Origin of the sequence: Cohnella xylanilytica (assembly GCF_014212175.1) — a bacterium.
Taxonomy (GTDB): domain Bacteria; phylum Bacillota; class Bacilli; order Paenibacillales; family Paenibacillaceae; genus Cohnella; species Cohnella xylanilytica.
The window spans coordinates 48,016-71,793 of the sequence record NZ_JACJVR010000077.1 but is presented as its reverse complement, the minus strand read 5'-3'; the positions used below and the strand labels follow the sequence as shown (position 1 = coordinate 71,793).

The following is a 23,778-nucleotide window of genomic DNA, read 5'->3' as shown; positions in this document are numbered from 1 at the left end:
CTTTCGTAATTCAGGATTAATTATTCTTCCTGAAACCGGTCCACCTCCCGGGATGCTGCCGTCAATGGTGATATCTTTTAATGTCAGTTGGCCATTTGTAAGATCAAGAAGTGTACTTGTTCCAGCCTGGTCACGCTGAATCACGGCTGGCGTGCCGACTCCAGGAGCCGTTGTGATCGTAACATTCTTGTTCAAATTAAATTTTTTGTTGTTATCAGCCAACAATTTGATATTGTTCAAGACATATATAGTTCCCACGCTGTCAACATTTTGATAGGCTTTGTACAAAGTAGCATAAGGTTTGTCTAGGGTACCGTCACCTGTGGTATCACTGCCGCTGTTGGATACGTAAACTACTCCAGCAGCGTAGCTGACAGGAGTTCTTAAATTTATTCCCATACCCGTTAAGACAACAGAAAAGACCAGGAGGATTATCCCTATTTTCCGCAAATTAAGGTTGTTGCTTAGCAATTAGTTTCATTCCTTTCTGAGGTTTGATTAGTATGAAATTTGCAATTAACTCTAATGTGAACCACCCTTCAGCCTTCAACTGCTTGTCCGTTTTCATTTTTGTTTTGGACAAAATAGTAATAACGCTCGACCCTTTCACTTCAAAAGGCAGTGCGCTGCCCGATCCGGCATTAGAACCTTAGAGACCGCCATAACCTCCCCCTTAAGCACGAACACATAACTTACCGGTCCACTTTACCAGTCCAACTACTACAAAACATCTACACACATCTAGGGAATTGATACAATAAGGCGCAAAAAGTGGTTTCTAGGCAACTAGGTTAATGAGTTGGAGGCGATTGGGTTACCGCATATGTTCGCTTAACGATACGTTAAATCGCAAACCCTTTTTCGCGAATCCAATATCCAGATGTTATAATGTGACAAAAACCGACACCACGATTAACACCAAGGAGACCCTGTGAGAGCCCTAATTGTTGATGATGAGCAGCTAGCTTTGATTGGACTCAAGAACCAGATCGAGCGCCTTTTTCCCGAAGTAGAGGTCGTTGATACGTACACGGATTCCTCCGAGGTCATGTTCGGCGTTAGGACTCATCGCCCGGACGTCGTATTTCTCGACATCCACATGCCGGAGACCGACGGGCTGGAGCTCGGCCGGCAAATTCAAGCCGCCGCGCCCGGCACCGAGATCGTATTCGTGTCCGGCTACGACGCGTATGCCGTCAAAGCTTTTGAGCTTTACGCATTGGACTATCTCCTGAAGCCCGTGCCAGGGGAACGGCTGCGGCAAACGATATTGCGGCTTCAGCATAAGCTGCAGCTGCAACATCATCTGAACCAACAGACGGCGAAGAACGAAGCCGATGCGGATCGGCCTCTCATTTGCTGCTTCAACCGGCTTCAATTCAAACCGCCCGGCAAGGAGGTCATGCCCGTTAAATGGCGCACGACCAAAGCGCAAGAACTGTTCGCGTACTTGCTTCATCACCGGAATCGAGTCGTGGGCCGCAGCGTCCTTCTGGAGCTTCTGTGGCCGGACCTCGAGGAGGAGAAGGCGACGAAGCAGCTTTATACGACGATCTATTTCATTCGCCAAACCTTGAAGCAATACGGGATGGATACGATCACTATTCAAAGCGGGGAGGGGGAAGCCGGATACCGGCTCGAACTTGGAGAAGCGCGGATAGACTCGGAGGAATGGGAACGCGACATGATGCGTTTAGCCTCTTTGGATGCGGACACGGTCGAATCCTACGAACGGGTATTAAACAAGTATCAAGGTCGTTATCTCGCCAGTTACGACTACCTATGGGCCGAGCACGAACGGGAACGTCTGCGTCTGCTATGGCTATATAACATGCGGAAGCTAAGCGACTTCTATGAACGGCAAGGCGATATCAGGAGATCGATCCAAATCTGCCGGGCCATTCAACAGATGTTGCCCGAAGAAGAAGAGACCTACCTCGCCCTCATGAAGCTGTGCGATGCGATCGACGACAAGATCGGGGTCGAAGAACATTATCTGCTTCTGAAAATGAAAGTGGAGCGGGAGCTGGAAATCCCCATCAGTCCGGAGATTCTCCAGTGGTATAACAGCTGGAGGTCCAAAGTGTTTCAGGAGCAAGCAAACATTCATTAAGCCGAAGCCGAAGAGGCTCAACCGACGGTTAAGCCTCTTCGGCCTTCTCTTCTCCCGCCCTCCTGGCTCACTCGTCGAAATTCAGATTGGACGGCTCGTCCGGAAGCTCGTAGTGGAGCTCCAGGTTGGTGGTCGGCACGCTGGCGTCGACCTCCTCGAACCGGAAGCTGTCGACCCACGCCTGGCCCGGTCCCATGAGCAGCACGCCGATCGAGACGGTCGCGGCGTTCGAGGGGACGTCGAGGACGATGGCGTAATGGTTCCAGTTGGTGTCGCCTACGATCTTCCGGTCGTTCATGTTGTCGAACTGGAGCACGTCCTCCGCGCTGTTGTCCACCCGCATCCACAGCCCGCAATACTCCTTCACGCCGGCCGTCCGGACGAAGCCGGAGAATCGCATCCTTTTCCCCACATACTGGTCCGCCTTGAACTGCTGCATCAGGGTGGCGAACGCGCCCGGCCCCTTCGGAGTCAACGCCTTAATATATCCGGACGCGTGGCCTTGGTGGACGGTGCCGCGATCGATGCCGATCTCGTATTGGTGTGGGTGGCTCCCGCTCAGGATCCAGCCTTTGACCTTCGTGTCTTGTCTCATCGTTACCTCTCCTTTGGGCTCCTGAATATGGGGGGAGAACATCTTCCGGAAGCGTCCCGGCGGCATGCCGTACATCCTCTTGAACGCGCGCGTGAACGCCTCCTGGCTCTCGAAATGGCCGTGCAGCGAAATGTCGATGATGGATTGGTCCGAATACAGAAGCATTCTAGAAGCGAGACAGAGACGGCGGCGCCTCAGATAGTCCGCCACGTTCGTGCCGACTTCCCGGCGGAACAGCCGGTGGAAGTGATGCGGCGAGAATCCGGCGTGGCCGGCGATCTGCTCCAGCGTCAACGCTTCCTGAAGGCGGTCCTCCATGAACGCGATGCTCTTCCGAATGATGTCGCGCGTGTGCAAGACGTGCTCCCCTCCTTTGCCCTTAGATTAGCAGACGGCGGGCGGCGATTTTTGACCTTTTTTGCTATCTTGCCGGGCAAGTCTTTCACGAATGGACTTAAGTATATGAAAAATCGCACAAAATCTGCTCCAAGCGGCATCCCTACTTGAATTCTGTATGAAAATTCATATAAACTCTGTCCCTAAGCGGACCTCCGGCTAAATTGTGTATGAAAAATCATACAAATCCGTCCCCAAATGACACCCGGCGCTGCATTGTGTTTGAAAAATCATATCCATCTGCCCCCGAGCGCCCCTCCCGCTTGAATTGTGTATGAAATTTCGCATTTATCTCGCGAAAACGTCAAATAGACCGCCCGTCTGCGCAAGCGGCCTCTACATACAGCTGAACGCCTGAACCGTACCTGCCGGTCCTTAACGAACGCCTGCCTCCCGCTCCCGCACCAGCTCCACGAACGTCCGCAGCAGCTGCGGATAAATCCTGTTCGTGGGACGGCCGATCAGCAGAGCGTACAGCCAACCGAGCGCTCCCGTGAAGTCGAGCTCATGCGTGATCCGAAGCACGCCGGTCTCCAACCGCTCATACGTCCGGTTGAATCGCAGCTGCCCTCCGGGCATCGACACGACGCAGGAATACCCCTTGGCCCGGTCGATCTCGACGATCCGGAACTTCGTCCAGGCGTTGCCCTTCCTGGACCTCATCTTCCCGTGCGTCCCGACGGCGAACGGACCTTCGAGCGAGGCCTCGGCCAGCTCGGTGTCCCAGCGCGGCCAGAACGGGACGTCGGCCCAGGCGCTCCACAGCGCTTCCACGGAGACGTCGGCTATCGTGCTGTTCGCGTATTTCACGTCTTATTCCTCCTGTCCGTCCGCAGCGCCGGCCAGCCGCTTCGCGAACCCCACGTCGGCCGGAGCGAGCGGGTAGCGAAGCAGGTCGGCGGGCCGGGCCCATTCGTGTCGGTCGTGATCGGCGAGCCGGATCGCGCCGCCCTCGTAGGCCGCCAGATGTGCGATCAAGCGAATGCGAACGTCCCCATAGTCGTGCTCGTACTCGCCGAACCGCTCCCCGGGCCTCACGTCGATATCCATCTCTTCCTTCAGCTCCCGGACGATGCACGCCTCCGGCGTCTCGCCCGGCTCGATCTTCCCGCCGGGGAATTCCCACCGCCCGGCCTGGGCCTTCCCTTCGCGCCGCCTCGCGATCAGAACGCGGCCCTCTTCGTCCGCGACGATCGCCGCGGCCACGTCGATTCGTTTCATTTTAGCCGCCGCACCCCGTTCGTTCGTCTTGTCTCTTCCTACCTTAAGGCTTCCCCGTTCAAAAGAAAAGAGCGCAGAGTGGGGTTAGGCTCAAAAAGAAACAACCTCCGCCCTGATCATCGGTCGTATATTCGCGGGACGCGCGGACCGATCCCGCAGACGATCTCATAATGGATCGTATCCAGATGGCCGGCCCATTCTTCGGCTGCCGGAACGAGTCCTTCCCCGTCCGCTTCCCCGAACAGAACGACCTCGTCCCCGACACGGACGCCTGCCGCTTCCGTAACATCGATGATCGTCTGATCCATACACACCCGTCCGACGATCGGAGCGCGCGTATCCCGAACGAGGACAGACGCCCGATTAGACAAGCCGCGGCGCAACCCGTCCGCGTAGCCGATCGGCAGGACCGCAAGCATTGAATCCCGAGATAACGTCCGGGTTCTCCCATAGCTGACGGTCATTCCAGCCGCGACCGGCTTGAGAGACGCTATTCTCGTCTTCAGGGTCATCGCCCTACGGAGCGAAGGAGACTCACATTCGTTCCGTTCTAAAGGAGGAAGCCCGTACAGGCCGATGCCGACCCGCACCATATCGCCATGCAGCTCGGGGAACTTCAAGGTTGCCGCGCTATTGCAGCAATGCCGCAGGCCGGGTACGATGCCGTCTGCCCGCATATTCGCCAGAACATTCTCGAACTTGCCCGCCTGCTCCAAGGTGGGAGCCGGATCCTCTCCGTCCGCGTCGGCGAAGTGCGTAAACACGCCCTCCAGCTTCAGGAGCGGCGAGCGGGCGATCTGCCTCGCCGCATCCAGCGCCGCTTCCGGCGACACAATCCCAAGCCGCGACATGCCGGTGTCTACCTTGAGATGAACATGCGCGGTTGCCCCCAGACGCGCCGCCTCGCGTTCGATCTCCGGCAACTGTTCGCGGCCGAATACCGTAAGCGCAACGCCCAACCGAATCGCCGCTTCGACGTGCGCCTCCGGCGTGTATCCGAGGACCAGCAAAGGGGCCCGGACCCCCGCTTCCCGAAGTGCATAGGCTTCGTCCAATACGGCAACGGCCAGTCGGTCAGCTCCTCCCCGAAGAGCTGCCCGCGCAGAGGCGACGAGTCCGTGTCCGTAGCCGTTCGCCTTGACGACCGCCATAAGGAGACATCCCGGACGAAGCAAGGACTTGAACTTCCGGGCATTGGAGGCGATAGCGCCGGTCGACACCTCCGCCCACGTCTCTCGGAACCGCCCCTCCCCCATTCTCCTCTCCGCTTCCTCCGCCTTATTCTTCATCGCCACCCGTCCTTACACCGCCGCGGGAGCGTTCAGTAACTCGTTCACCGAAACGTACGGAAGCCCCGTCTCTTCCGCGACCGCTTCGTACGTAACGGCTCCGCAGGCCGTATTGATGCCCCTCGCCAGCGCCTTGTCGGATGCCGCCGCCGCTCGAATGCCCTGTCCCGCTATCTTGAGCGCGTAAGGCAGGGTCGCGTTCTCCAGAGCAAGCGTTGATGTGCGCGGGACGGCTCCCGGCATGTTCGCCACGGCGTAGTGAACCACTCCGTGCTTCAGGTATGTCGGGTCATCGTGAGTGGTGATCCGGTCGATCGTCCCGATTGACCCGCCTTGATCGATGGCGACGTCAACGATGACCGAGCCGGGCGCCATGCGCTTGACCATCTCCTCGGTCACCAGCTTTGGCGCACGGGCTCCCGGAACGAGAACCGCCCCGACGAGCAAATCCGCTTGGGCGACTGCACGCTCCAGCTCGAACGGGTTCGACGCCAGCGTCTTCACTTGTCCGGAGAACGCATCGTCGATATAGCGCAGACGCTCCGCATTCACGTCCAAGACAGTCACGCTCGCCCCGGCTCCAAGCGCGCGCTTGGCGGCGTTCGTCCCAACCATGCCGCCTCCTACGATAACCACTTCGGCAGGCCTGACCCCAGGCACGCCCCCAAGCAGAATCCCCTTGCCGCCGTGCGTCTTTTCCAGGTATTGAGCGCCGATCTGTACCGACATCCGCCCCGCAACTTCGCTCATCGGCGAGAGGAGCGGCAGCGAGCGGTTGTCCAACTGGACCGTCTCGAATGCGACTCCCCACACCTCCCTCTCCGTGAGCGCGCGGGTCAGCTCCGGTACGGGGGCCAGATGCAAATAGGCGAACAGAATGAGATCCTTGCGGAAATACTTGTATTCCTCCGGCAACGGCTCCTTGACCTTCATGACCATATCAGCGCGTTCCCACGCCTGGGCCGCCTCCACGATTCGGGCGCCTGCACCCTCGTATTCTTCGTCCCGGAAGCCGCTTCCTTCCCCGGCCGCACGCTCCACCAGAACCTCGTGCCCCTGACGCGTTAGAACGCTCGATCCCGCCGGCGTCAGCGCCACCCTGTTCTCGTTGTTCTTGATCTCTCTCGGCACTCCTATTATCATTTTGAAGCCCTCCTGTCGCAGGAATAGTTGGAATGTCCCCAGTATAGGGAAGATGCCTCCCGCGCACATCGTTTCGTTTATCGAAAAAAACGGGCGATTGTTGTGAAAATTCACAAATCTCGCCCGGACCTGGCAGGTCGTCAACCGCCGCTATGCAAATAGAGGAAGGCCGCGACCTTGTCCGCCATGTTCTTCAGATCGATTCCGCTGATCTCATTCATTCTCGCTATCCGGTAGCTTAGCGTGTTCGGATGTACGTGAAGCCGTTCCGCCGCCTCCCGTACCGAGCAATCACAGGCCAGCAGTACCGATAACGTATAAGTCAAGTCAGTCTGGTGCTTCCGATCGTATTCGCGAAGCAGCGCCACATGGACGTTGGTAATCCGTTCGGTTCGGATCGTCTCCGCCACCGCGGGCAAGAAATGCGCGTAGCCCAGTTCCTCGTAGCTTAGAGAAGAACCTGAAGCTCCGGGGAACCGCTTGCGCACTTCGATTGTCTTGATTGCTTCCCGGTAGCTATCCGACGCCAGAGTGTAGTCATTGTCCTTGATGCTTCCGGCCCCAACCGTTATCCGGCGGCCCGGGAAGGCCAGCCCGAGACGTCCCTCCAATCGTTCCAGAGAAGAACGCCATCCCCTCTTGCTGCCGCGCGCCGAGGACATTCCCGCCAGGAAGACCAATCGCCCCTCGATGGCCGCATGCGTCAACCTGCACACCCCGGGTTCCTCCTCGAGAATTTCCACGCTCCTTCGCAGAAGCGGCCACAAGGAGGAAGGCTCCAGATCGAAGTCGATCGCGGCCATCCGGAAGATCTCCGGAAGCGGACGGCCCAGCCCTTCGGCATGGGCGCGAATCTCTTCGTCCGACAAGAAGCGGCCCTCAACGAGACGGACAAGGAACGCACCCTGCTCGAAGTCGGACCTCCAACGGACCTCGTTCCTGCGATGCAGTTCTCCGGCGATCGACTCCGCCGCCCGCCTCAGCTTGTCCATGTCCGATTCGTCCGGCGGACGATCGGTCTCCGCCGCCCAGATGTAGCCGACGACCCGGCCGCCGCTTCGGACGGAGACAGCCGCCCGCGCGCCGAGACCGATCTCTTCCATCGCTTCGATGCGGATAGGACCGTCCTCTCTCTGAAGCCTGCGAATGACTCCTTTCTCGCGAAGGCTGCGTACGACATGCTCCGGAACGCGGCGGCCGATGATGGTCGCGATCCGGATAGCGTCCGCGTTCTGTTCGTGCATACTGTACGCAAGAACCCGATGCTCGGTGTCCTCGATCGTAACCGGACATCGAAGCATCTGGCTGATCTCGTCGGCCCGCCTCTCCAGCCAGCCTCCGTCTCCCTCGGAAGGTACCGCCAACGCCATGCCATCACCTTCTTCTATCGACTGAATGTCCGCCTGGCCAAGTTCGTTCCCAGACTTTATTCCGGCAGCCACCGACGATCCGCGCGACATCGCCGCAAGTTACAACCTCAGCGCGAGCACACACGCGGGAAGAAGCACCGCCATGACCGCGACGTATTTGTAATTGCCGGCGGCCAGCTTGAATACGTCCTTCCCGAGAAGTCCCGACAACAGGTTATTGACGGCCGATGCTGGGGACACCGGATTGGAGATTGCCCAGCTACCCAGGAGAAGCAAGGCCAGGAACAGCGGACTGACCCCGACGGACGCCGGATCGACGCCGGTTGCCAGAATCGTGACGAGAACGATCGGATGAAGCCCGATCAAGGAAGTCACCGTAATCAGCGCAACCGTCAAGACGGCTAGCGTTACCGCTTCCGGCAGCGGAATCGCATCCAGAACCTTGGGAATCCATTCCCCCAGAGACGTTCCGGCGATCGCTCCGCTGAAGAACCCCGCCGCGAGGAACAACGTAATCTCCTTCCTCAAGGAGGGGACCGTCACCGTCAAATGCTCACGGAACGCAGCGCGGTATGCGGCCATCTCCTTGGTGCCTAGACACCAGAGGAACGGATAGATTAGCGCGGCCGCGCAGGTAGCCAGTACGATCGGAAGTCTCGTCCAATGCTCCAGCGCGACGACGAGAATGATGGCGGAAGCCAGATAGGCCGCAAGAAGCGTTAGAGTCTTGCCGGCGCCCGCCAGGGGAGCCGATTGTTCCGAAGGACCGCTCTTCCGCGGCTCCCCCTCGTCCCTTCTCCCTTCTTCCGCGGCGCCCTTGCGCAGCGATGGCAGCTCGACGAGCAAGCTTACCGTTCCGCTAAGCAAGGACAAGCCGATCGCGTAGGGCAGAATGGCCGTCCACGGCAAGTCCAGAGCCGTGGTGACCAGAGCCATCGCCGCGAAGTAGGGCGACCAGAAGATCGCTCCGGCGAAGCCCCGGTTCAGCGCATTGGCGAGCATACCCGGCTTCGCCAGCCGGGTATGGACGGACGCCAGGTGATAGACGACCGGGATGGAGCCGACGTTGATAAACACCCCCATCAACATCGTCAAGAATTGCGACCCGAGGAAGAACCCCGCAGGGCTCGTCAGTCGGTTCTCGTAGAAGCCGAGCAGAGCGGACTCGTATTTCCTGGAACGTACGGGAATCCCGAATAGAGGGGCGATCGCGAACAGAGTCGCCACGGTCGCGTTCACGGACGCGGCTTCGAACCACTCCCGCGGACCGGCGCCGCTAGCGGTCATCAGCAACGCTCCTCCGATCAGGAAGCACGCGGTCAGGATCCGTGTCATGCCCTTCAGCCGAGGGAGCAGCACCGCAACCGTGACGAGAACCAGAACGCCGAGCGCGTCGGACAAGAACTCCCAACGGGTGATTTGAAGCAGGATGTATATCGCGGCCAAGGATAGAATCAGAACTCGGTCGTACGCCTTAGCGGCGATTCTCATAGGTGCAACCTTCTTTCCGGCGGCTTCTCTTAACGCTCCGCCTTCGCGACGCGGGAGCTCGCGGCGGACCTTACGACCACGCCACTCTTGGGGTCGAGGAAGCGTCCTCGCGAATAGGCCGCCCGTCCTCCTACCCATACGGTATGAATGCCTTCGCTGTATTGGTGGGGAGCTTCGAAAGTGGCAAGGTCCCTGACCCGATCCGGATCGAACAGCACCACGTCGGCGACGTAACCGTTCTTTAGCAGGCCGCGATCCGTCAGACGAAGCTTGGCCGCCGGCAGCCCGGTCATCTTGTGAATCGCCCGTTCCAGAGTCAGCACAGGGCGCTGCCTGACGTAGCGATCAAAAACGCGCGGGAAGCTCCCATAGCTGCGCGGATGGGGCTTCGAGCGGCTTAAAACTCCGTCGGCGGCGAGAGCAAGGCCGTCCGAGCCGACTATGGACCATTCGCTCGAGGCGGCTGCCGCGATATCGTCCTCGCTCATGACGAACAGAACCATGCCGACGCCCCCCGATTCTTCGAGGAGGAGGTCCAGCATCGCCTCGGGTTCAGGCATTCCGCGAGCACGGGCGTACTCGTTCAGCCGCATCCCTTCGGCATGCCGGTTGCGCTCGGTCTGGACGGAGGCGATCATGACGCCGTCCCATCCCGCGTTGCGCGAAGGGCTGATCCAACTGTCCGATCCGTTCACGATCTCCCCTACCATCCGCCGACGCAGCTTGGGATCGCGAATACGGGCTTCGCTCGCCTCCCAGCCTCCTTCCTGCGCCCAAGGAGGGAGCAGGTAAGTCATGCCCGTGGAGCTGGCGTGGTACGGATAGAAGTCGTAATGTACGTTTACCCCTTCCCCTCTCGCCCTCTCGATCATCTCCACTGCTCGTGCCACACGCCCCCAGTTGCGCTTGCCGGTCGATTTGAGATGCGAGATTTGCAGAGAGACGCCGGACTCCCGTGCGACTTGGATCGATTCCTCGATCGAATCGAGCAGACCGTCGGATTCGTTGCGCATGTGCGTGCTGTAGATGCCGCCGTAGCTCGCGACGACCTTGCAGAGCTCGACCAGCTCTTCACGGGGCGCGAAGACGCCCGGAGAATAGATCAATCCGGAAGACAAGCCAAGCGCCCCCGCTTCCATTCCGTCGGCGACGTATCTTCTCATCGCTTCGAGCTCCCTTTCGGTCACCGGCCGGTCGTCGTAGCCGATGACTGAGGCCCTTGCCGTTCCGTGGCCGATAAGAGCGCCGACATTGATCGAGATGCCTCGCTTCTCGTATTCGGCCAAATATTCGGCGTAATCATTCCACTTCCAATCTAGCAGATCGCCGTAGATAAACGCCGATGCGCCGCGAATCCGTTCCTTGTGCTTGCCGTGCGTATCGACGACCGACATGCCGCAATTGCCGACAATCTCGGTCGTCACCCCCTGCGACACCTTGCTCGCGCCGCGCGAATCGACGAGCAGCGTCAGGTCCGAATGCGTATGAATGTCGATAAAGCCGGGAGCGACGACCATCCCTCCCGCTTCGACGGTCTCGTTCGCCTCGACTCCTTCCGCGTCCAGAAGGAGCCGCCCGTCCTTGATGGCAATGTCGCCCTTTCTGGCCGGAGCCCCCGTTCCGTCCACGATCAAGCCGCCCCGAATCCGAACGTCCGCCTTCATGCCGTAACCTCCCCGATGTCGTATAAATGGCATTGCACTTCGTGACTTTCGTCCAATCGCCGGGTGACGGGCATCTCGCCGCGGCATCGCTCCGTCGCGTGCGGACAACGATTCTGGAACGCGCAACCCGGAGGCAGATGAAGCGGAGACGGCATCTCTCCAAGCGGCGCCCGCCTTAGCTTCCCCTCTCCTGGCGCGGCCGCCGGAATGGCAGCCAGCAGCTCTTGCGTATAAGGATGCCGAGGCTCGGCGAACAGCCTCTCCGTCGGGGCGACCTCGACGAGGCGCCCCATATACATGACGCCAATCCGGTCGGCCATATGTCTCACGACTCCCAGATCGTGAGAGATGAATAGATAGGTCAGCTTCTCTTGCTCCTGAAGCTCCTCGAGGAGATTGATGATCTGGGATTGGATCGAGACGTCCAACGCGGATACCGGCTCGTCGCAGACAATAATCTTAGGCCGTACAGCGAGAGCACGGGCGATGCCGATGCGCTGCCTCTGCCCCCCTGAGAACTCGTGAGGGAAGCGGTAATAATGCTCCGGATGCAGCCCGACCTTCTCGAGCAATTGAAGCGCTCGCAGCGTCCGTTCCTTTTTGTCTCCGATTCCGTGAATGACGAGCGGCTCCTCGATCATCTCCCCTACTCGCTTGCGCGGGTTGAGTGAAGAGTAAGGATCCTGGAACACCATCTGCATCTCCTTGCGGAGCGCGGTCAGACGTCTCGGCCCGAGTTCGGCAAGATCGGTCCCGTTATACAGAATTCGACCTTCGGTCGGTTCGATCAGGCGCAGAACGGCGCGGCCGGTCGTGCTCTTGCCGCAGCCCGACTCCCCGACGAGCGCGAACGTCTCTCCTTCATAAAGGGAGAAGTCGACGTCGTTGATCGCCTTCACGACCTGCTTTGGAGCGCCAAATCGCGTTCGAACCGAAAAATCCTTTTTGAGTCCTTTCACTTCCAGCAGCGGCTTCTGCGTAGTCATCATGCTCCGTTCCCCCACTCCCGCCCGATCCGATCGTAATGCCAGCAGCGCACCTGATGGCCTTCCCCCGCGGCAGTCAACGAAGGCATCTCTTCGAGACACTTCGAATCCGCGTATTCGCAGCGACCCGCGAAGCGGCAGCCCCGGGGAACCGCATGCAACGACGGGACGACGCCAGGGATCGACTCCAGCTTGCCTTCTCGCGCACGGTCCGCCTTGGGCATCGACCGAAGCAGGCCGTGCGTGTAAGGATGCAGCGGCCTCTCGAACAATGTCCTTACGTCGGTATCCTCGATAATCTGTCCCAGATACATGACGACGACGCGGGTGCACACCTCCGCTACGACGCCCAGATCGTGCGTGATGAGCATAATGCTCATACCGTATCTCTCCTGCAAGCTGCCGATCAATTGCAGAATCTGGGACTGAATGGTGACGTCCAACGCGGTCGTCGGCTCATCCGCAATCAGGAGGCTGGGCTCGCAGGCCAACGCCATCGCGATCATGACCCGCTGCCGCATACCGCCGGATAATTGATGCGGATACTCTTCGAACCTTCTCTCGGGATCGGGAATGCCCACGGCCCCCAGCAGATCGACCGCCCGGCGCCTCGCCTCCTTCTTCCCCGCCCCTCCTCGTCGCCGCACCGCTTCCGCGATCTGGTTGCCTATGGTGTATACCGGGTTCAGGGAACTCAGCGTGTCTTGGAAAATCATCGCAATCTCATTGCCACGGACGTTCCTCATTTCGCTTTTGGACAACTCCAGCAAATTCCTCCCTTTGAGCAAGACTTTGCCTTCGTGTCCGGCGGCTTTATTCTCGTCGTACAGCCTCATTATGGATCGCGAGGTTACGCTCTTGCCGCAGCCGGACTCGCCCACGACTCCGAGAATCTCACCGCTTCCGATGGAGAAGCTGACTCCGTCTACGGCCCGAACCGTTCCCCTCGCCGTATGGAAGCGGGTGACAAGCCCTTCGATCCGAAGCAGCTCCTTCCGGGACGCCTCTTCCCCCCGAACTCCGTCGGTGCCGGACAGATCCGTCATTCCGCCAATAGTCATTCGCGCCCCTCCTTTTTCCGATGCTTTGAGTCATTTGTCTTTCGTATGAGGGTCGAGCAAATCTCTCATTCCGTCCCCGGCCATGTTCAGCCCGAATACGGTCAGCATAAGCAGAGCGCCGGGGAAGACCACCATCCACCACGCGTTGAAAATATACATCTTGCCGTCGTAAAGAATATTCCCCCAGCTGGCCGCAGGAGCCGGAATGCCGGCCCCCAGGAAGCTGAGCGCCGCCTCCGAGATGATCGCGTCCGCGAAGATGAACGTCCCCTGGACGATGACGGGCGTCAGACAGTTCGGAGCGATGTGCCGGAAAAGAATACGGGCGTGGCCCGCTCCGAGAGAACCGAGCGCTTCCACGTACGTCTGCTCCTTGACGACGAGCCCGACGGAACGGACCGCGCGGGCGACGTTCGGCGTATACACTACGCTAAGTGCCAAGATGACGTTGCCGACCTTGGGTCCCATGGCCGCTACGATCGCAATGGCTAGCAGGATGGCGGGAAACGCCATCAGTCCATCGCATATTCGCATGAGCGCATAATCGAGGCGGCGGAAATACGAGGCGAGGAGGCCGATCAGCAGGCCGAGTACGCCGGTGATCAGGGCCACGGAGATGCCGACGAACATCGAGATCCTGGCTCCGTAAGCAACCCGGCTGAACGTATCGCGGCCGAAGTTGTCCGTCCCGAACCAGTGCATGGCGTCAGGCCCCTTCAACCGATTAGCCACGTCTACGGCCAGCGGGTCGAACCTCGCGATGACCGGTGCGAAGACCGCGAGCAGCAGCACCGCGAACACGATGATCGAACCCGCGAATGCCAGCCGGTGCCGAACGAAGCTTCTCCATGCAATCCGGCGTTGCTCCCTTCTATATTGAAGACGGGCTTCGTTCAGCGCCGCCGCGCGATCCGAAGCCGTATGGTTGTGCATGACGACGCTCATCGCCGCTTCCTCCTTCTGAATCCATCGTTATCTCTTGTGCCGGATGCGGGGATCGATAAGCCCGTACAACAGGTCTACGATCAGGTTCAAGACTACATACAGCGCCGCGATGACGAGCACCACTCCCTGGATGACCTCGTAGTCCCTCCGTTCGACGGCGTTGACGATCAACTGCCCGAGCCCCGGAATATTGAACACCGTTTCCGTTACGGTGGCGCCCCCGATCAGTAGGGCGAACGATTGTCCGACGACTGTTACGATCGGGATGAAGGCGTTCCGCAAGGCATGCTTGAACACGACGGAGATTTCCCTAAGTCCCTTGGCCCTCGCGATCTCGATGTAGCCCTGGTTCAACACCTCGAGCATGGAGGCACGGGTCATCCGGGCGATCAACGCCGCCTGCATGCTTCCCAGAGCCAACGCCGGAAGAACGAGGTACCGGAGATGCTCGAGGAAGCCGTCTGCCAGCGGCTTGTAGCCCGAGACGGGGAACCAGCGCAGCTCCACGGCGAATACGAGCATCAGGAATAGCCCGAGCAGGAAGCTCGGCAGCGAGATGCCGAGCAGCGACACGCCCATGACCATCTGGTCTGTCGCCGTCCCCCGTTTTTTCGCGGCAAGGATGCCCAGGGGAAGCGCCAGAACGGCGGCAACGAGCTGCGCCAGGATGCTGAGCGACAGCGTCGGGCCGACGTGCTCCGCGATCGCCTGGGATACCGGCATCTTCATGAAGATCGAGGTGCCCAGGTCTCCGCGCGCCACGCCGCCGAGCCAATCGACGAATTGCGCGAGCACGGGCTCGTCGAGGCCGAGTTGATGGCGCAGCTGCGCGATATCGGCCTGGGATGCTTCCGTTCCCAGCATCACCGCCGCGGGATCGCCGGGCGTCAGATGCATAACGAAGAAAACGACTACCGCCACGACGATCAAAATCGGCACCAACGAGACGAGGCGTTTGCCGGTGTATGCCAACATGATGATTCCTCCTTCCGATGCTTTCGAATTCCGCTTAGCCTGGACCTGCCGCGTATTCGTACGCCGCCCGTCCGAGCTCGGCGATGCCGGCCAGCGCCCGGGCAGGGCGACCCTCGCCCGCGTCGCGGGTTAACACCGTGACGACGAGGGAGCGGCCGCGGGCATACAAAATGCCGGCATCGTGCTGAATGCCGCTCACCCACCCCGTCTTATGGGCCAGCTCCCAATCCGGGAGACGGCCGACGGGCCCCTCGTCCGGCGCCGGAAGCTCATGCGGCAGTCCGTTGCGAATCTGCTGCTTCTTCAGAATGTCAATCATCCGCTTGCAGGCATGCCGGGTCAGGTAGCTCCCTTCGGCCAGCCTCTTCAGAAGAGCGGCGGTATCCGCAGAAGTGACGATATTGCGTCCTGGAGGATGGGGGTAGTTCAGACCGGTCTTATGGTGGAATTTGCTTCTATTCATACCAAGCTCCTCCATCGTCCGTCCGATTCTCTCCGCCCCAACGAGATCGATTACTTTATTGGTAGCGGCATTATCGCTTTGAATGATCATCAGCACGATCAGATCGTATACGGCGAACGACAGTCCGGGCGACAGATGCTGCAGAACGCCGGAGCCCCCGGCGAAGTCTTCAGCTTCCAGCACTACGCGTTCGCCGAGGTTCAATTCACGGTCATGGGCGGCCGCGAACGCGGCCGCCATGATCGGCAGTTTAATGATACTGGCGGCGTTGAAGAGCTCGTTCCCGTTCAGTTCGAAGCGCGCTCCGGTATCCAAGTCCTCTACCGTGATCCCCCATACGCCGCCATAGCGCCGGGTAATGTCCTCAGCCCTTTCCTGCAGCCTATGCATGCGTCCCGCCTCCCGCCGCGCTCTCGATCTCGCGCTCGAAGGCGGCCTGCAAGCTCGCGGTCACCGAGCCGATCTTCCCGTCGCCGATCGTTCGCCCATCCACGGAGACGACCGGACATATTTCCAGGATCGTATTGCTGACGAACACTTCGTCCATCCTCGCCAGCTCTTCCGCCGAGATCGGTACTTCCCGCCACGGAATGCCGAGTTCCTCCGACAACCGAACGATCGCTTGCCTCGTAATGCCGTTCAAGATCAAATGATTGGCCGGATGCGTGTAGACGACTCCGTCCCGAATGCCGTAGACGTTGGAGGCGCTCCCTTCCGTCACGAGTCCGTCCCGTACGAAGATCGCCTCGTCCGCACCTTGGCTCTTCGCCCGATGCTTCGCCAAAATGTTCGGCAGCAGGTTGAGCGACTTGATGTTTACCCGGAGCCACCGGTTATCCTCGACGGTCAAGGCCGAGATCCCCTCCCGGAGACTGGTCAGCGGGCGGGCTACATGCTCGGCGTAGCCGGTCAGAATCGGCTTGATGCCTTCGGGGATGAAGTGCACCCTAGGGTGCACTCCTCTCGTGAGTTGAAGATACAACTTGCCGTCCACGATGCCGTTACGCTTGACCAGCTCTCCAAGCAGCTCCCCGAGCTTCCGCAAGGAACAAGGAAGATCGATATAGATTGCCTTGGCACTGTCGTCCAGCCGCCCCAAGTGAGCTTCCAGGTGGAAGATCACCCCCCCGTAGACCCGAATCACCTCGTACACGCCGTCCCCGAATTGATAACCTCTGTCTTCCAGGGAGACCGAGATCTCTTTTTTTGGCACAATCTTGTCTCCAAGCAGCGCGTAATCCATGTTGTCATTCAATCCTTTGCTCTTAATCTGACTTGCTCACGTTCCAGAAGACGGGTCCGTTGAAGTATTGGAATCCTTCCACATCGCTGGCCGTGGCAGTCAACGCGTAGACGTCGCCGATCTTGATGACGGGCACGCTTGTCCAGAACTCCCGCTGCAAGTCCTCGAACAGCTTCTTCGATTCCTCTTGGGAAGTCGAAGCGCGAATGCCGTCGAGAGCGGCGTCGATCTTCGAATCGTTCGTCCAGCCCGCCCATTGGTTGCGGGAGTCGAGGTACAGAATTTGCGTTGGGTCTGTCTTCGGCAAGAAGGTGGTCACGAACAGGTCCCACGCGTTCTCGTCCGATTGATTCGTCACGACTGTTCCCCAGTCGTAAGTATCAAGTTGCACCTTCATGCCGATATTCTCGAGCTCGGACTTGATGACGACGCTGGAGTTGTAGAGATCGTCGTAATCGCGGCTCGACATAATGCGGATCGTCTCGCCCTTGTAACCGCCCTCTTGAAGAAGCTGCTTCGCCTTCTCCGGGTTGTTCTGGTTGTAATTCTCCTTGCCCGCGTCGCTGTACCATGCCGTCTGCTCTTTCTGCATAAGCCCGTGGTCGAGCCGGAAGAACTGCGGGTCGCCGTAAGCGGCCATCATGATCTCCTTCATATCCAGAGCGGCCGCTACCGCCTGACGGATCTTCTCGTTCGTAAATACGCCTTTCTTCTTGTTCATGATGAGCGGATTGTAGCCGGTCAGGCTGACGACCGTCTTAACTTCCGAATTGTTCTTCAAGGCCAAGTAGGCATCACGAGGGATCTCGAGGGCGATGTCGTATTGGCCGCTTTGAAGACCGGCTACCCTAGTCTGGGAGTCGCTCGCGAAGTAGAAATACAAATCCTGGGCCAACGCTTCCTTCTTGCCTGCCAGTCCGCTTGCCTGGCTATCGACCGGCTGATATTCGTCGAACTTGGAGAGACGGATATACTGGTCCTGCTTCCACTCGACGAACTTGAACGGCCCCGTTCCGATGTATTCCTTGACGCCCGTGTCGTCCGCCGCTTCGATCGCTTCCTTCGGCATGATCGCCGCGAACTGGTTCGGGTTGGTCATGACCTGAAGAGCAACGCCGGAAAGCTTGGACAACTGGAGCTTAACCGTATAATCGTCAACTTGCGAGAAGGTCGAGCCCGCGAACGTCGACTTGGCGATCGTCGACTTCCCGAACCAGCGATTCATCGAAGCGACGACGTCTTCGGCCTTCATCTCCTTGCCGTTGTGGAATTTGACCCCGTGGCGAAGCTTGAACGTGTAGGTCAATCCGTCCGGGCTTATCTGGTAGGATTCCGCTAGCATCGGTTGGATCTGGTAGTTCGCGTCCACCGTGATGAGGGTCTCGAAAATATTGCGAGCCACGTGCGTCGTCGCCCAGTCGGTCGTCATCTGCGTATCGAGCGTCGTAGGCGTAGAGTTCAGCGCGATCTTAAGCTCCTTCGTCGCGGTTGCCGCGACGGGACTTGCCGTCGAAGAACCGGCGGCATCCGCCGTGCCCCCGGATGTCGTCCCAGCCGAATCGTTGCCGCTGGAGCAGCCGGCAAGGGCAAGGGCAGAGCTTAATAAACCGATGAGCAGGACCGTCAACTTGCTTCTCTTCATTTGGTTTTCTCCCTCCGAATAATGACGCCTCTTTTTTTCTGAAATTTCAGACTTATATTTCAATAACCCTTCTCTTTATCCACCGAGTTCCGAAGCGGTCCCCCCCGAAGGAATCGGTCCAGGTTGTCAATAAAATGATCGAATACGCGACTCCAATGCTTCGGCGAGGCAAAAGCGTTGTGCGGCGTGACGAAAATGCGCTCTTCTTCCCAGAAGCCGTGTTCCCGCGGCAAAGGCTCCGTATCGAAGACATCCAGCACTGCCCCCGCTATCGCTCCGCTCCTTAGGCACCGAAGCAGAGCTTCCTCGTCGACCGTGGCGCCCCTGCCCACGTTGATGAACAGCGCCGACCGCTTCATGGCCCGGAACCGGTCCGCATTCATGAACCGGAACGTCTCCGGGGATTGCGGAAGGCAGTCCACAACGCAATCCGAAGCGCTTAGCAGGTCGTCCACGTCCCCGGGAGCCACAAACCGGTCCACTGGTTCCGCCGAAGCATCTCCTCCCCTTCGACTGCAGGCTAGAACGCTCATTCCGAACGCGCGGGCGCGCAGAGCGATCTCCCTTCCGATGCTGCCGTAGCCGATGATTCCGATCGTGCTTCCCGAAACTTCTCGAACGTCGACGGTCCTCCAGACCTTCTCTCGCTGCTGCCTGGCGAATTCATAAAGTCCCCTGTTCCAGGCGAGCAGGGCTCCCATGACGTATTCCGCGATCGGCACCGCGTTCAGCCCCCGTACGTTCGTCACCGCAATCGGATTCGCCTTCACCCACGGAGTCAGCGTCTTCTCGACCCCTACGGTTACGGAATGGATCCACCTTAGCCGCGGCGCCTCCGCCGCGAACCGAATCTCATCCGCGAGCCCTCGGGTCACCACAATATCCAGCTCCTCCAGGGGCGCCCGCAGGGCCGGTTCCGGTCCATCGGGTTGCCAAGGCTCCACATAAACCTTGCCCGCCCGTTCTTCGATTCTGCGGAGCATCGGCTCTCCGATCTCGCAGCGAATCAGAATGTTCGGCTTCGTCCTCTCTGCTGTCATCGCCCTGCCTCGCCGCCCTTCCCGATTCTTATACCTTGTCCACCGTTTGTGTGTAAGCCTCGATCGCATTATGACGATGGGTGCGCATGTACGCTTCCAGCTCCATTGCGCTTCTCCCCTCCCTGATATAGGAGATAAGCGTCTCATGCTCTTTGACGCTCTCGACGATGCGCATCGGATAGAACATAACGTTCAAGTCTCGGATCGTATTCAGCTTCTCCGTGATGTCCTTGATGCTGTTTAACAGATAGTCGTTGTCGCATCGGCCGTTCAATTTGTCGTGGAACGCCCGGTCGATGGCCCCGGCCCGGACGAACATTTGCTCGTTCGCGCATTCCTTGAGTTCACTGTTCAGCTCATCCAGCTCGTTCAAATCGGCAGATGTCAGCCTCGGGCCGCTCAGCGCCGTGGCATAGCCGTCCAGCGCGGCCAGCACCCGCATCCTCTCCACCGCTTCCTTTAGCTTGAACGAAGTAACGACAACGCCCGCATAAGGCTTGTTCCGAAGCAACCCGTCTGCCTCCAGCTTGCGGATCGCTTCCCGGATCGGACTCGGGCTGAGCGACAGTTCTTGAACGAGCTGCTCCACCACTATGCGCTGTCCTGGAAGATACACGCCCGCCATAATCTGCGCATAGATAAAATCATAGGCTAACTGCTGCTTGCTGATCGATTTGACCGCCAGGCAACCCACCTCCGCATTCACGGATTTTATAAAATATTTTATTATATTTCATTTATAACAAAGGACATTCATGAAAGCAATATGTTATTTTTAGTTACATAAAATGAATCCAAAGAGTGGGATTTGTGAAAAAACACAAAGGATATGGTAGATTATTGACGCGATAGCACTGAAATTAAACTATATATGACATACATATGACATATAATGATTGGAACGAACCCGCTCTCTTCCATTGAAGAAATCGAGAACACAAGCATAGTCTCCATTCGATCGGTTATCTTAACAGACATCAAGGCAAGGAGGAGGGCGTACGCCATGGACAGCACGAGCGAGTTCGTCCGGAAGGTTCGCGACACGCAGAAGAAAGCGCAAAAAAATAAAAACAGCGGCCACGGAAACGAAGGGAACGTCTTGCCGGGCAAGCAGCACAGCACCAACAAGTAACGTCGAAAAAAGACCGCCGTCGATGCGCTTGGACGATCTCGCGTCACTTCGCTCGCAGCGGTCTTTTTTTGGGGCATATTGCGGCCAACCCTGAGCGCCCCACCGCCCCCTCGTAACCCGACTTTATCGGGTTACACGCTTCCGGAGCGCTCCTTCCACCGCTCTAACCCGACTTTATCAGGGTTACACGCTCCCGGCGCACTCCTTCAGCCGCTCTAACCCGACTTTATCGGGTTACACGCTTCCGGCGTGCCCATTTAGCCGCTCTAACCCGACTTTGTCGGGTTACACGCTCCCGGCGCGCTCCTTCCACCGCTCTAACCCGACTTTATCGGGTTACAATAAACAAGGGGCCGTCCCCCCGGGCCTAAACCCGGGCGACAGCCCCTTCGTTCTGCGATGCTTACAGCTTAACGACGTTCTCGGCTTGCGGGCCGCGGTTGCCTTGCACGATGTTGAATTCAACGTGTTGGCCTTCGTCGAGGGTCTTGAAGCCGTCGCCCGTGATCGCGCTGTAGTGCACGAATACGTCGTTGCCGCCTTCGACTTCGATGAAGCCGAAGCCTTTCTCTGCGTTAAACCATTTCACTGTTCCTTGAGCCATTTGGAATTCCTCCAAGATTAAAATTTACATGAGCTTTTTATTCTGTATCTGGTGCAGAAATAAAAAATTCACATATTGGAAAAGGCTACCTGCACAAAATGATAACCCTTTACACTATGTGAATTCAGGTCTCAATTTATGTGACAAGCTTAACACAGCGAGCCGGGTAAAGCAACTCCCTTTTGCTGTGGGCCTTATGATCCATCGAAAATTAGTCTTGCCTACAGCTTCAACAAATATACAAGCGACATCACGACAGCGGCGACAAGAAGGAAGGCGACCGCCCATGCAGGCCGGCCTGCGGCGTACAAAGCCCCTGCGGCGCCGGCGAAGACGACGGCCTGAAGCAGCGCCCGCACGGGAACGGAGACGGAGATCGAAGCCTTGGGCGCGACGAACATCCCCCAGAATATGGCGACGAGCGCGGGCGCTCCGATCCCGAGTAAGAATTGCAGTCCCTTCGCCGAGCCGAAGCGGAATCCCCAATACGAATAGGAGGCCAGCGCCGCCAATTCCACCAAGAACAACGCCCCGAGAACGATTCCGCCTGCGATTGCCATCTCCCGATCCCTCCATAAACTAATTACATTAGTTTTATGGATCCATTTTAACTAATGTTATTAGTTTTAGCAAGGGGGATTTTCCTAGTCAGGTCCATCCCCAGAAGAAACCGTCCCGGTCCCAAGCCACTCTGCCGCCATGCAGCTTGCGGAACGCCTTCTTCACTTCCTTCGAGAGGGACGCGTTGCCGTTCTCGTTCACGAACACGTACTCTTCCCCGAAGTGGCTGCGCACGTGCTCGATCGCCTCTTCCTGCCGCAGCATTCCTCTGAACTTGATCTCGTTCACCATCCATTCGGCGATTCGCTGCTCCGTCGTCATCTCCATGCGTTCTTCTCTCCTTGTGCGAGCAAAATCATGTTTCACTCCCTTCATCTTGCCCGAATCAAGCGTCAAATTCAATTCCGCTGCCCTCCTCCCATGAATTCGCCCCGGAATTCTTGGCGAATATTAAAGGAAGCCCCATGAAGGAGGATTCAGCCCTTGAAGCTCGTGCTCTTGACCCTGCTGCTCTTGCTTTACAGCGTCTTCTATACGATTATGGTCGATTGGATGGCCGGCAATCGCTTGACCGCTTCGCTTAGATTGGTGATGAATCCGTTCCGGCTGATGACCCTTCCGGAATACGGGGTCGTGGCCATCCTGCTTATAGGACTGGCCGCATTCTTCGCCATAACCGCGAGGAACGGAGCCCCCTCGAAGAGCGGCCGCGCTTAAGCGGAGCGCTTGGGACCGAACGCCCGGCGAATCCAATGAACGACCAGCAAGGCTAAGGGAACGGCGACGGCGTAGAACGGAAGCAATCGGCCCATGATCACTTCTTTGCCCTTGAATCCGAATTCGGGCCAATTGTTGGAGGTCATCATCGAGTTGAACAGGATGATGATTCCCACCGGGAGCGCGAGCTTCTCCGGCTTTTTCACGCGGAACAGATCGGCCGCGACGACGATCGCGGCGTAGCAAGTGATCGCGCATTTGAAGAAGGCGCTGATAATCAGCGTCAAGATGACCAAGCCGTCCATACGCTGAATAAAATCCATGATATTGACTTTGCTGACCGCCAAAAATAAAGGGAACGTGGACCTGCCGTAAATATCGGCCCCCAGAACCGAGACCTCCATCGCATGCGTTCCGCTCAGTACGATTCCGCTGCACAGAAGGGCCAGAACCCCCGACTTTCGCCCGGAAGACGACTTGTTCAGCGAAGGGAGGATAGCGGCAAAGCTGATCGTCTCCCCGAACGGGAACATGAGAATATTGCGATAAGCCGACTCCAGAACCGGCCTCCATCCGTCCCCCAGCATGGGAAACAGATTGTGAATTCGAATAATCCCGGAGGCCAGAATCATGATCGTCCCGGCTGCTCCGAGGATAAGAACGTGTAAGAGATAAATCTCGCCCGTCCGGGCCAGCACCTCGACTCCTTTGCTCACGACGAAAATAACGACAAGCATAAAGCAGGCGTTGATGACGAAGATCGGCGTCATGTCGTAAGCGGACGTGACGAGCAGTTCTCCGGTCTCCCTCAGAATCCTGGAGTCGTTATGGATGAAGAACCCGAGATACAGGAAGCTGACGGGCCACCCTGCGTAATTGCCGAGAATCCGGCGGATATATCCGCTCAAATTCAAGTCGGGATATTGGCGGTATAAATAGTCGTAGATCCAATACAAGCCAACCCCGCCGACCATGGCCAACAGAATGGAGAGCCAGACGTCCCGCTGCGCGACGAATCCGATCGGCAGAACGAGAGCCGTGCCGAATTCGAACAGCATGATCAAGGCGAACAGTTGTCTGGCGTTTATTTTCTCGTTAAGCATGAAGCTCCGACCTCTCTCGCGGGC

Annotated in this window: 25 protein-coding genes; 3 read left to right on the top strand and 22 right to left on the bottom strand. The window is 58.3% G+C overall.

Features of this window, described 5'->3' with window-relative positions; all coding sequences use genetic code 11:
* The coding region (locus tag H7B90_RS20110; RefSeq protein WP_185137682.1) for a hypothetical protein at window positions 1-471 on the bottom strand (471 nt) is incomplete at its 3' end.
* A gap of 460 nt (window positions 472-931) precedes the next feature.
* Here H7B90_RS20110 and H7B90_RS33475 point away from each other — a divergent pair.
* Window positions 932-2,113, top strand: coding sequence for a response regulator (locus H7B90_RS33475; protein WP_185137681.1), 1,182 nt, complete (start codon window positions 932-934; stop codon window positions 2,111-2,113).
* Window positions 2,114-2,180: 67 nt separating this feature from the next.
* Here the strand turns inward: H7B90_RS33475 and H7B90_RS20100 are convergent, their stop codons facing one another.
* The 17 genes from H7B90_RS20100 to H7B90_RS20020 form a co-directional block, all read right to left on the bottom strand.
* Entirely contained in the window at window positions 2,181-3,065 is an 885-nt protein-coding gene (locus H7B90_RS20100) for a helix-turn-helix domain-containing protein (protein WP_185137680.1), read from the bottom strand.
* Between the two features lie 414 nt (window positions 3,066-3,479).
* A complete protein-coding gene (locus H7B90_RS20095; RefSeq protein WP_185137679.1) occupies window positions 3,480-3,914 on the bottom strand; it encodes an SRPBCC family protein in 435 nt (144 codons plus the stop codon).
* Between the two features lie 3 nt (window positions 3,915-3,917).
* Window positions 3,918-4,325, bottom strand: a complete 408-nt coding sequence (gene mutT, locus H7B90_RS20090) for an 8-oxo-dGTP diphosphatase MutT (RefSeq protein ID WP_185137678.1) — start codon at window positions 4,323-4,325, stop codon at window positions 3,918-3,920.
* Between the two features lie 116 nt (window positions 4,326-4,441).
* Window positions 4,442-5,614 carry an alanine racemase gene (gene alr, locus H7B90_RS20085; RefSeq protein ID WP_246578788.1) on the bottom strand — a complete coding sequence of 391 codons (1,173 nt, stop codon included), beginning with the start codon at window positions 5,612-5,614 and terminating at the stop codon, window positions 4,442-4,444.
* A 12-nt stretch (window positions 5,615-5,626) separates the two neighbouring features.
* On the bottom strand, window positions 5,627-6,757 hold the full coding sequence (ald, locus tag H7B90_RS20080; protein ID WP_185137677.1) for an alanine dehydrogenase: 1,131 nt from the start codon (window positions 6,755-6,757) through the stop codon (window positions 5,627-5,629).
* Between the two features lie 140 nt (window positions 6,758-6,897).
* Window positions 6,898-8,127: a PucR family transcriptional regulator gene (locus H7B90_RS20075; RefSeq protein ID WP_185137676.1), complete on the bottom strand. Its 1,230-nt coding sequence runs from the start codon at window positions 8,125-8,127 to the stop codon at window positions 6,898-6,900.
* 99 nt (window positions 8,128-8,226) lie between these two features.
* Window positions 8,227-9,618: a hypothetical protein gene (locus H7B90_RS20070; protein ID WP_185137675.1), complete on the bottom strand. Its 1,392-nt coding sequence runs from the start codon at window positions 9,616-9,618 to the stop codon at window positions 8,227-8,229.
* A gap of 29 nt (window positions 9,619-9,647) precedes the next feature.
* Window positions 9,648-11,282 carry an N-acyl-D-amino-acid deacylase family protein gene (locus H7B90_RS20065; RefSeq protein ID WP_185137674.1) on the bottom strand — a complete coding sequence of 545 codons (1,635 nt, stop codon included), beginning with the start codon at window positions 11,280-11,282 and terminating at the stop codon, window positions 9,648-9,650.
* Window positions 11,279-12,271, bottom strand: a complete 993-nt coding sequence (locus tag H7B90_RS20060; protein WP_281421370.1) for an ABC transporter ATP-binding protein — start codon at window positions 12,269-12,271, stop codon at window positions 11,279-11,281. The genes H7B90_RS20065 and H7B90_RS20060 overlap by 4 nt, the downstream gene beginning before the upstream one ends.
* Window positions 12,268-13,329 (bottom strand): ABC transporter ATP-binding protein, encoded by a 1,062-nt coding sequence (locus H7B90_RS20055; protein WP_373315985.1) that lies wholly within the window; start codon window positions 13,327-13,329, stop codon window positions 12,268-12,270. Before H7B90_RS20055 ends, H7B90_RS20060 begins: the two co-directional genes overlap by 4 nt.
* A 30-nt stretch (window positions 13,330-13,359) precedes the next feature.
* Complete coding sequence (locus H7B90_RS20050) at window positions 13,360-14,274, bottom strand: ABC transporter permease (protein ID WP_246578789.1); 915 nt, start codon at window positions 14,272-14,274, stop codon at window positions 13,360-13,362.
* A 27-nt stretch (window positions 14,275-14,301) separates the two neighbouring features.
* Window positions 14,302-15,249, bottom strand: a complete 948-nt coding sequence (locus tag H7B90_RS20045; RefSeq protein WP_185137673.1) for an ABC transporter permease — start codon at window positions 15,247-15,249, stop codon at window positions 14,302-14,304.
* 34 nt (window positions 15,250-15,283) lie between these two features.
* Window positions 15,284-16,102 carry a serine hydrolase gene (locus H7B90_RS20040; protein ID WP_185137672.1) on the bottom strand — a complete coding sequence of 273 codons (819 nt, stop codon included), beginning with the start codon at window positions 16,100-16,102 and terminating at the stop codon, window positions 15,284-15,286.
* Window positions 16,095-16,955 (bottom strand): D-amino-acid transaminase, encoded by an 861-nt coding sequence (dat, locus tag H7B90_RS20035; RefSeq protein WP_185137685.1) that lies wholly within the window; start codon window positions 16,953-16,955, stop codon window positions 16,095-16,097. The genes H7B90_RS20040 and dat overlap by 8 nt, the downstream gene beginning before the upstream one ends.
* 22 nt (window positions 16,956-16,977) lie before the next feature.
* Window positions 16,978-18,597: an ABC transporter substrate-binding protein gene (locus H7B90_RS20030; protein ID WP_185137671.1), complete on the bottom strand. Its 1,620-nt coding sequence runs from the start codon at window positions 18,595-18,597 to the stop codon at window positions 16,978-16,980.
* A gap of 59 nt (window positions 18,598-18,656) precedes the next feature.
* Window positions 18,657-19,637 (bottom strand): D-2-hydroxyacid dehydrogenase, encoded by a 981-nt coding sequence (locus H7B90_RS20025; protein WP_185137670.1) that lies wholly within the window; start codon window positions 19,635-19,637, stop codon window positions 18,657-18,659.
* Window positions 19,638-19,665: 28 nt separating this feature from the next.
* A complete protein-coding gene (locus tag H7B90_RS20020; RefSeq protein ID WP_185137669.1) occupies window positions 19,666-20,331 on the bottom strand; it encodes a GntR family transcriptional regulator in 666 nt (221 codons plus the stop codon).
* A 309-nt stretch (window positions 20,332-20,640) separates the two neighbouring features.
* Here H7B90_RS20020 and H7B90_RS20015 point away from each other — a divergent pair, with 309 nt between their 5' ends.
* Window positions 20,641-20,769 carry a DUF4023 family protein gene (locus H7B90_RS20015; RefSeq protein WP_185137668.1) on the top strand — a complete coding sequence of 43 codons (129 nt, stop codon included), beginning with the start codon at window positions 20,641-20,643 and terminating at the stop codon, window positions 20,767-20,769.
* Window positions 20,770-21,172: 403 nt separating this feature from the next.
* Here H7B90_RS20015 and H7B90_RS20010 read toward each other — a convergent pair whose 3' ends face one another.
* The 3 genes from H7B90_RS20010 to H7B90_RS20000 all read right to left on the bottom strand — a co-directional run bounded on the left by H7B90_RS20010 (window position 21,173) and on the right by H7B90_RS20000 (window position 22,261).
* The gene (locus H7B90_RS20010; protein WP_185137667.1) at window positions 21,173-21,373 is read right to left on the bottom strand and encodes a cold-shock protein; all 201 of its coding nucleotides are present in this window, start codon (window positions 21,371-21,373) and stop codon (window positions 21,173-21,175) included.
* 221 nt (window positions 21,374-21,594) lie between these two features.
* Window positions 21,595-21,933 (bottom strand): YrdB family protein, encoded by a 339-nt coding sequence (locus H7B90_RS20005; RefSeq protein WP_185137666.1) that lies wholly within the window; start codon window positions 21,931-21,933, stop codon window positions 21,595-21,597.
* Window positions 21,934-22,021: 88 nt separating this feature from the next.
* On the bottom strand, window positions 22,022-22,261 hold the full coding sequence (locus H7B90_RS20000; protein WP_185137665.1) for a DUF6953 family protein: 240 nt from the start codon (window positions 22,259-22,261) through the stop codon (window positions 22,022-22,024).
* A gap of 165 nt (window positions 22,262-22,426) precedes the next feature.
* On the opposite strand from H7B90_RS20000, the gene H7B90_RS19995 reads away from it, so the two are divergent.
* On the top strand, window positions 22,427-22,651 hold the full coding sequence (locus H7B90_RS19995) for a YczF family membrane protein (RefSeq protein WP_505661182.1): 225 nt from the start codon (window positions 22,427-22,429) through the stop codon (window positions 22,649-22,651).
* Here the strand turns inward: H7B90_RS19995 and H7B90_RS19990 are convergent.
* Window positions 22,648-23,754 carry a GerAB/ArcD/ProY family transporter gene (locus tag H7B90_RS19990; RefSeq protein WP_185137663.1) on the bottom strand — a complete coding sequence of 369 codons (1,107 nt, stop codon included), beginning with the start codon at window positions 23,752-23,754 and terminating at the stop codon, window positions 22,648-22,650. The genes H7B90_RS19995 and H7B90_RS19990 overlap by 4 nt on opposite strands.
* Window positions 23,755-23,778: the final 24 nt, after the last annotated feature.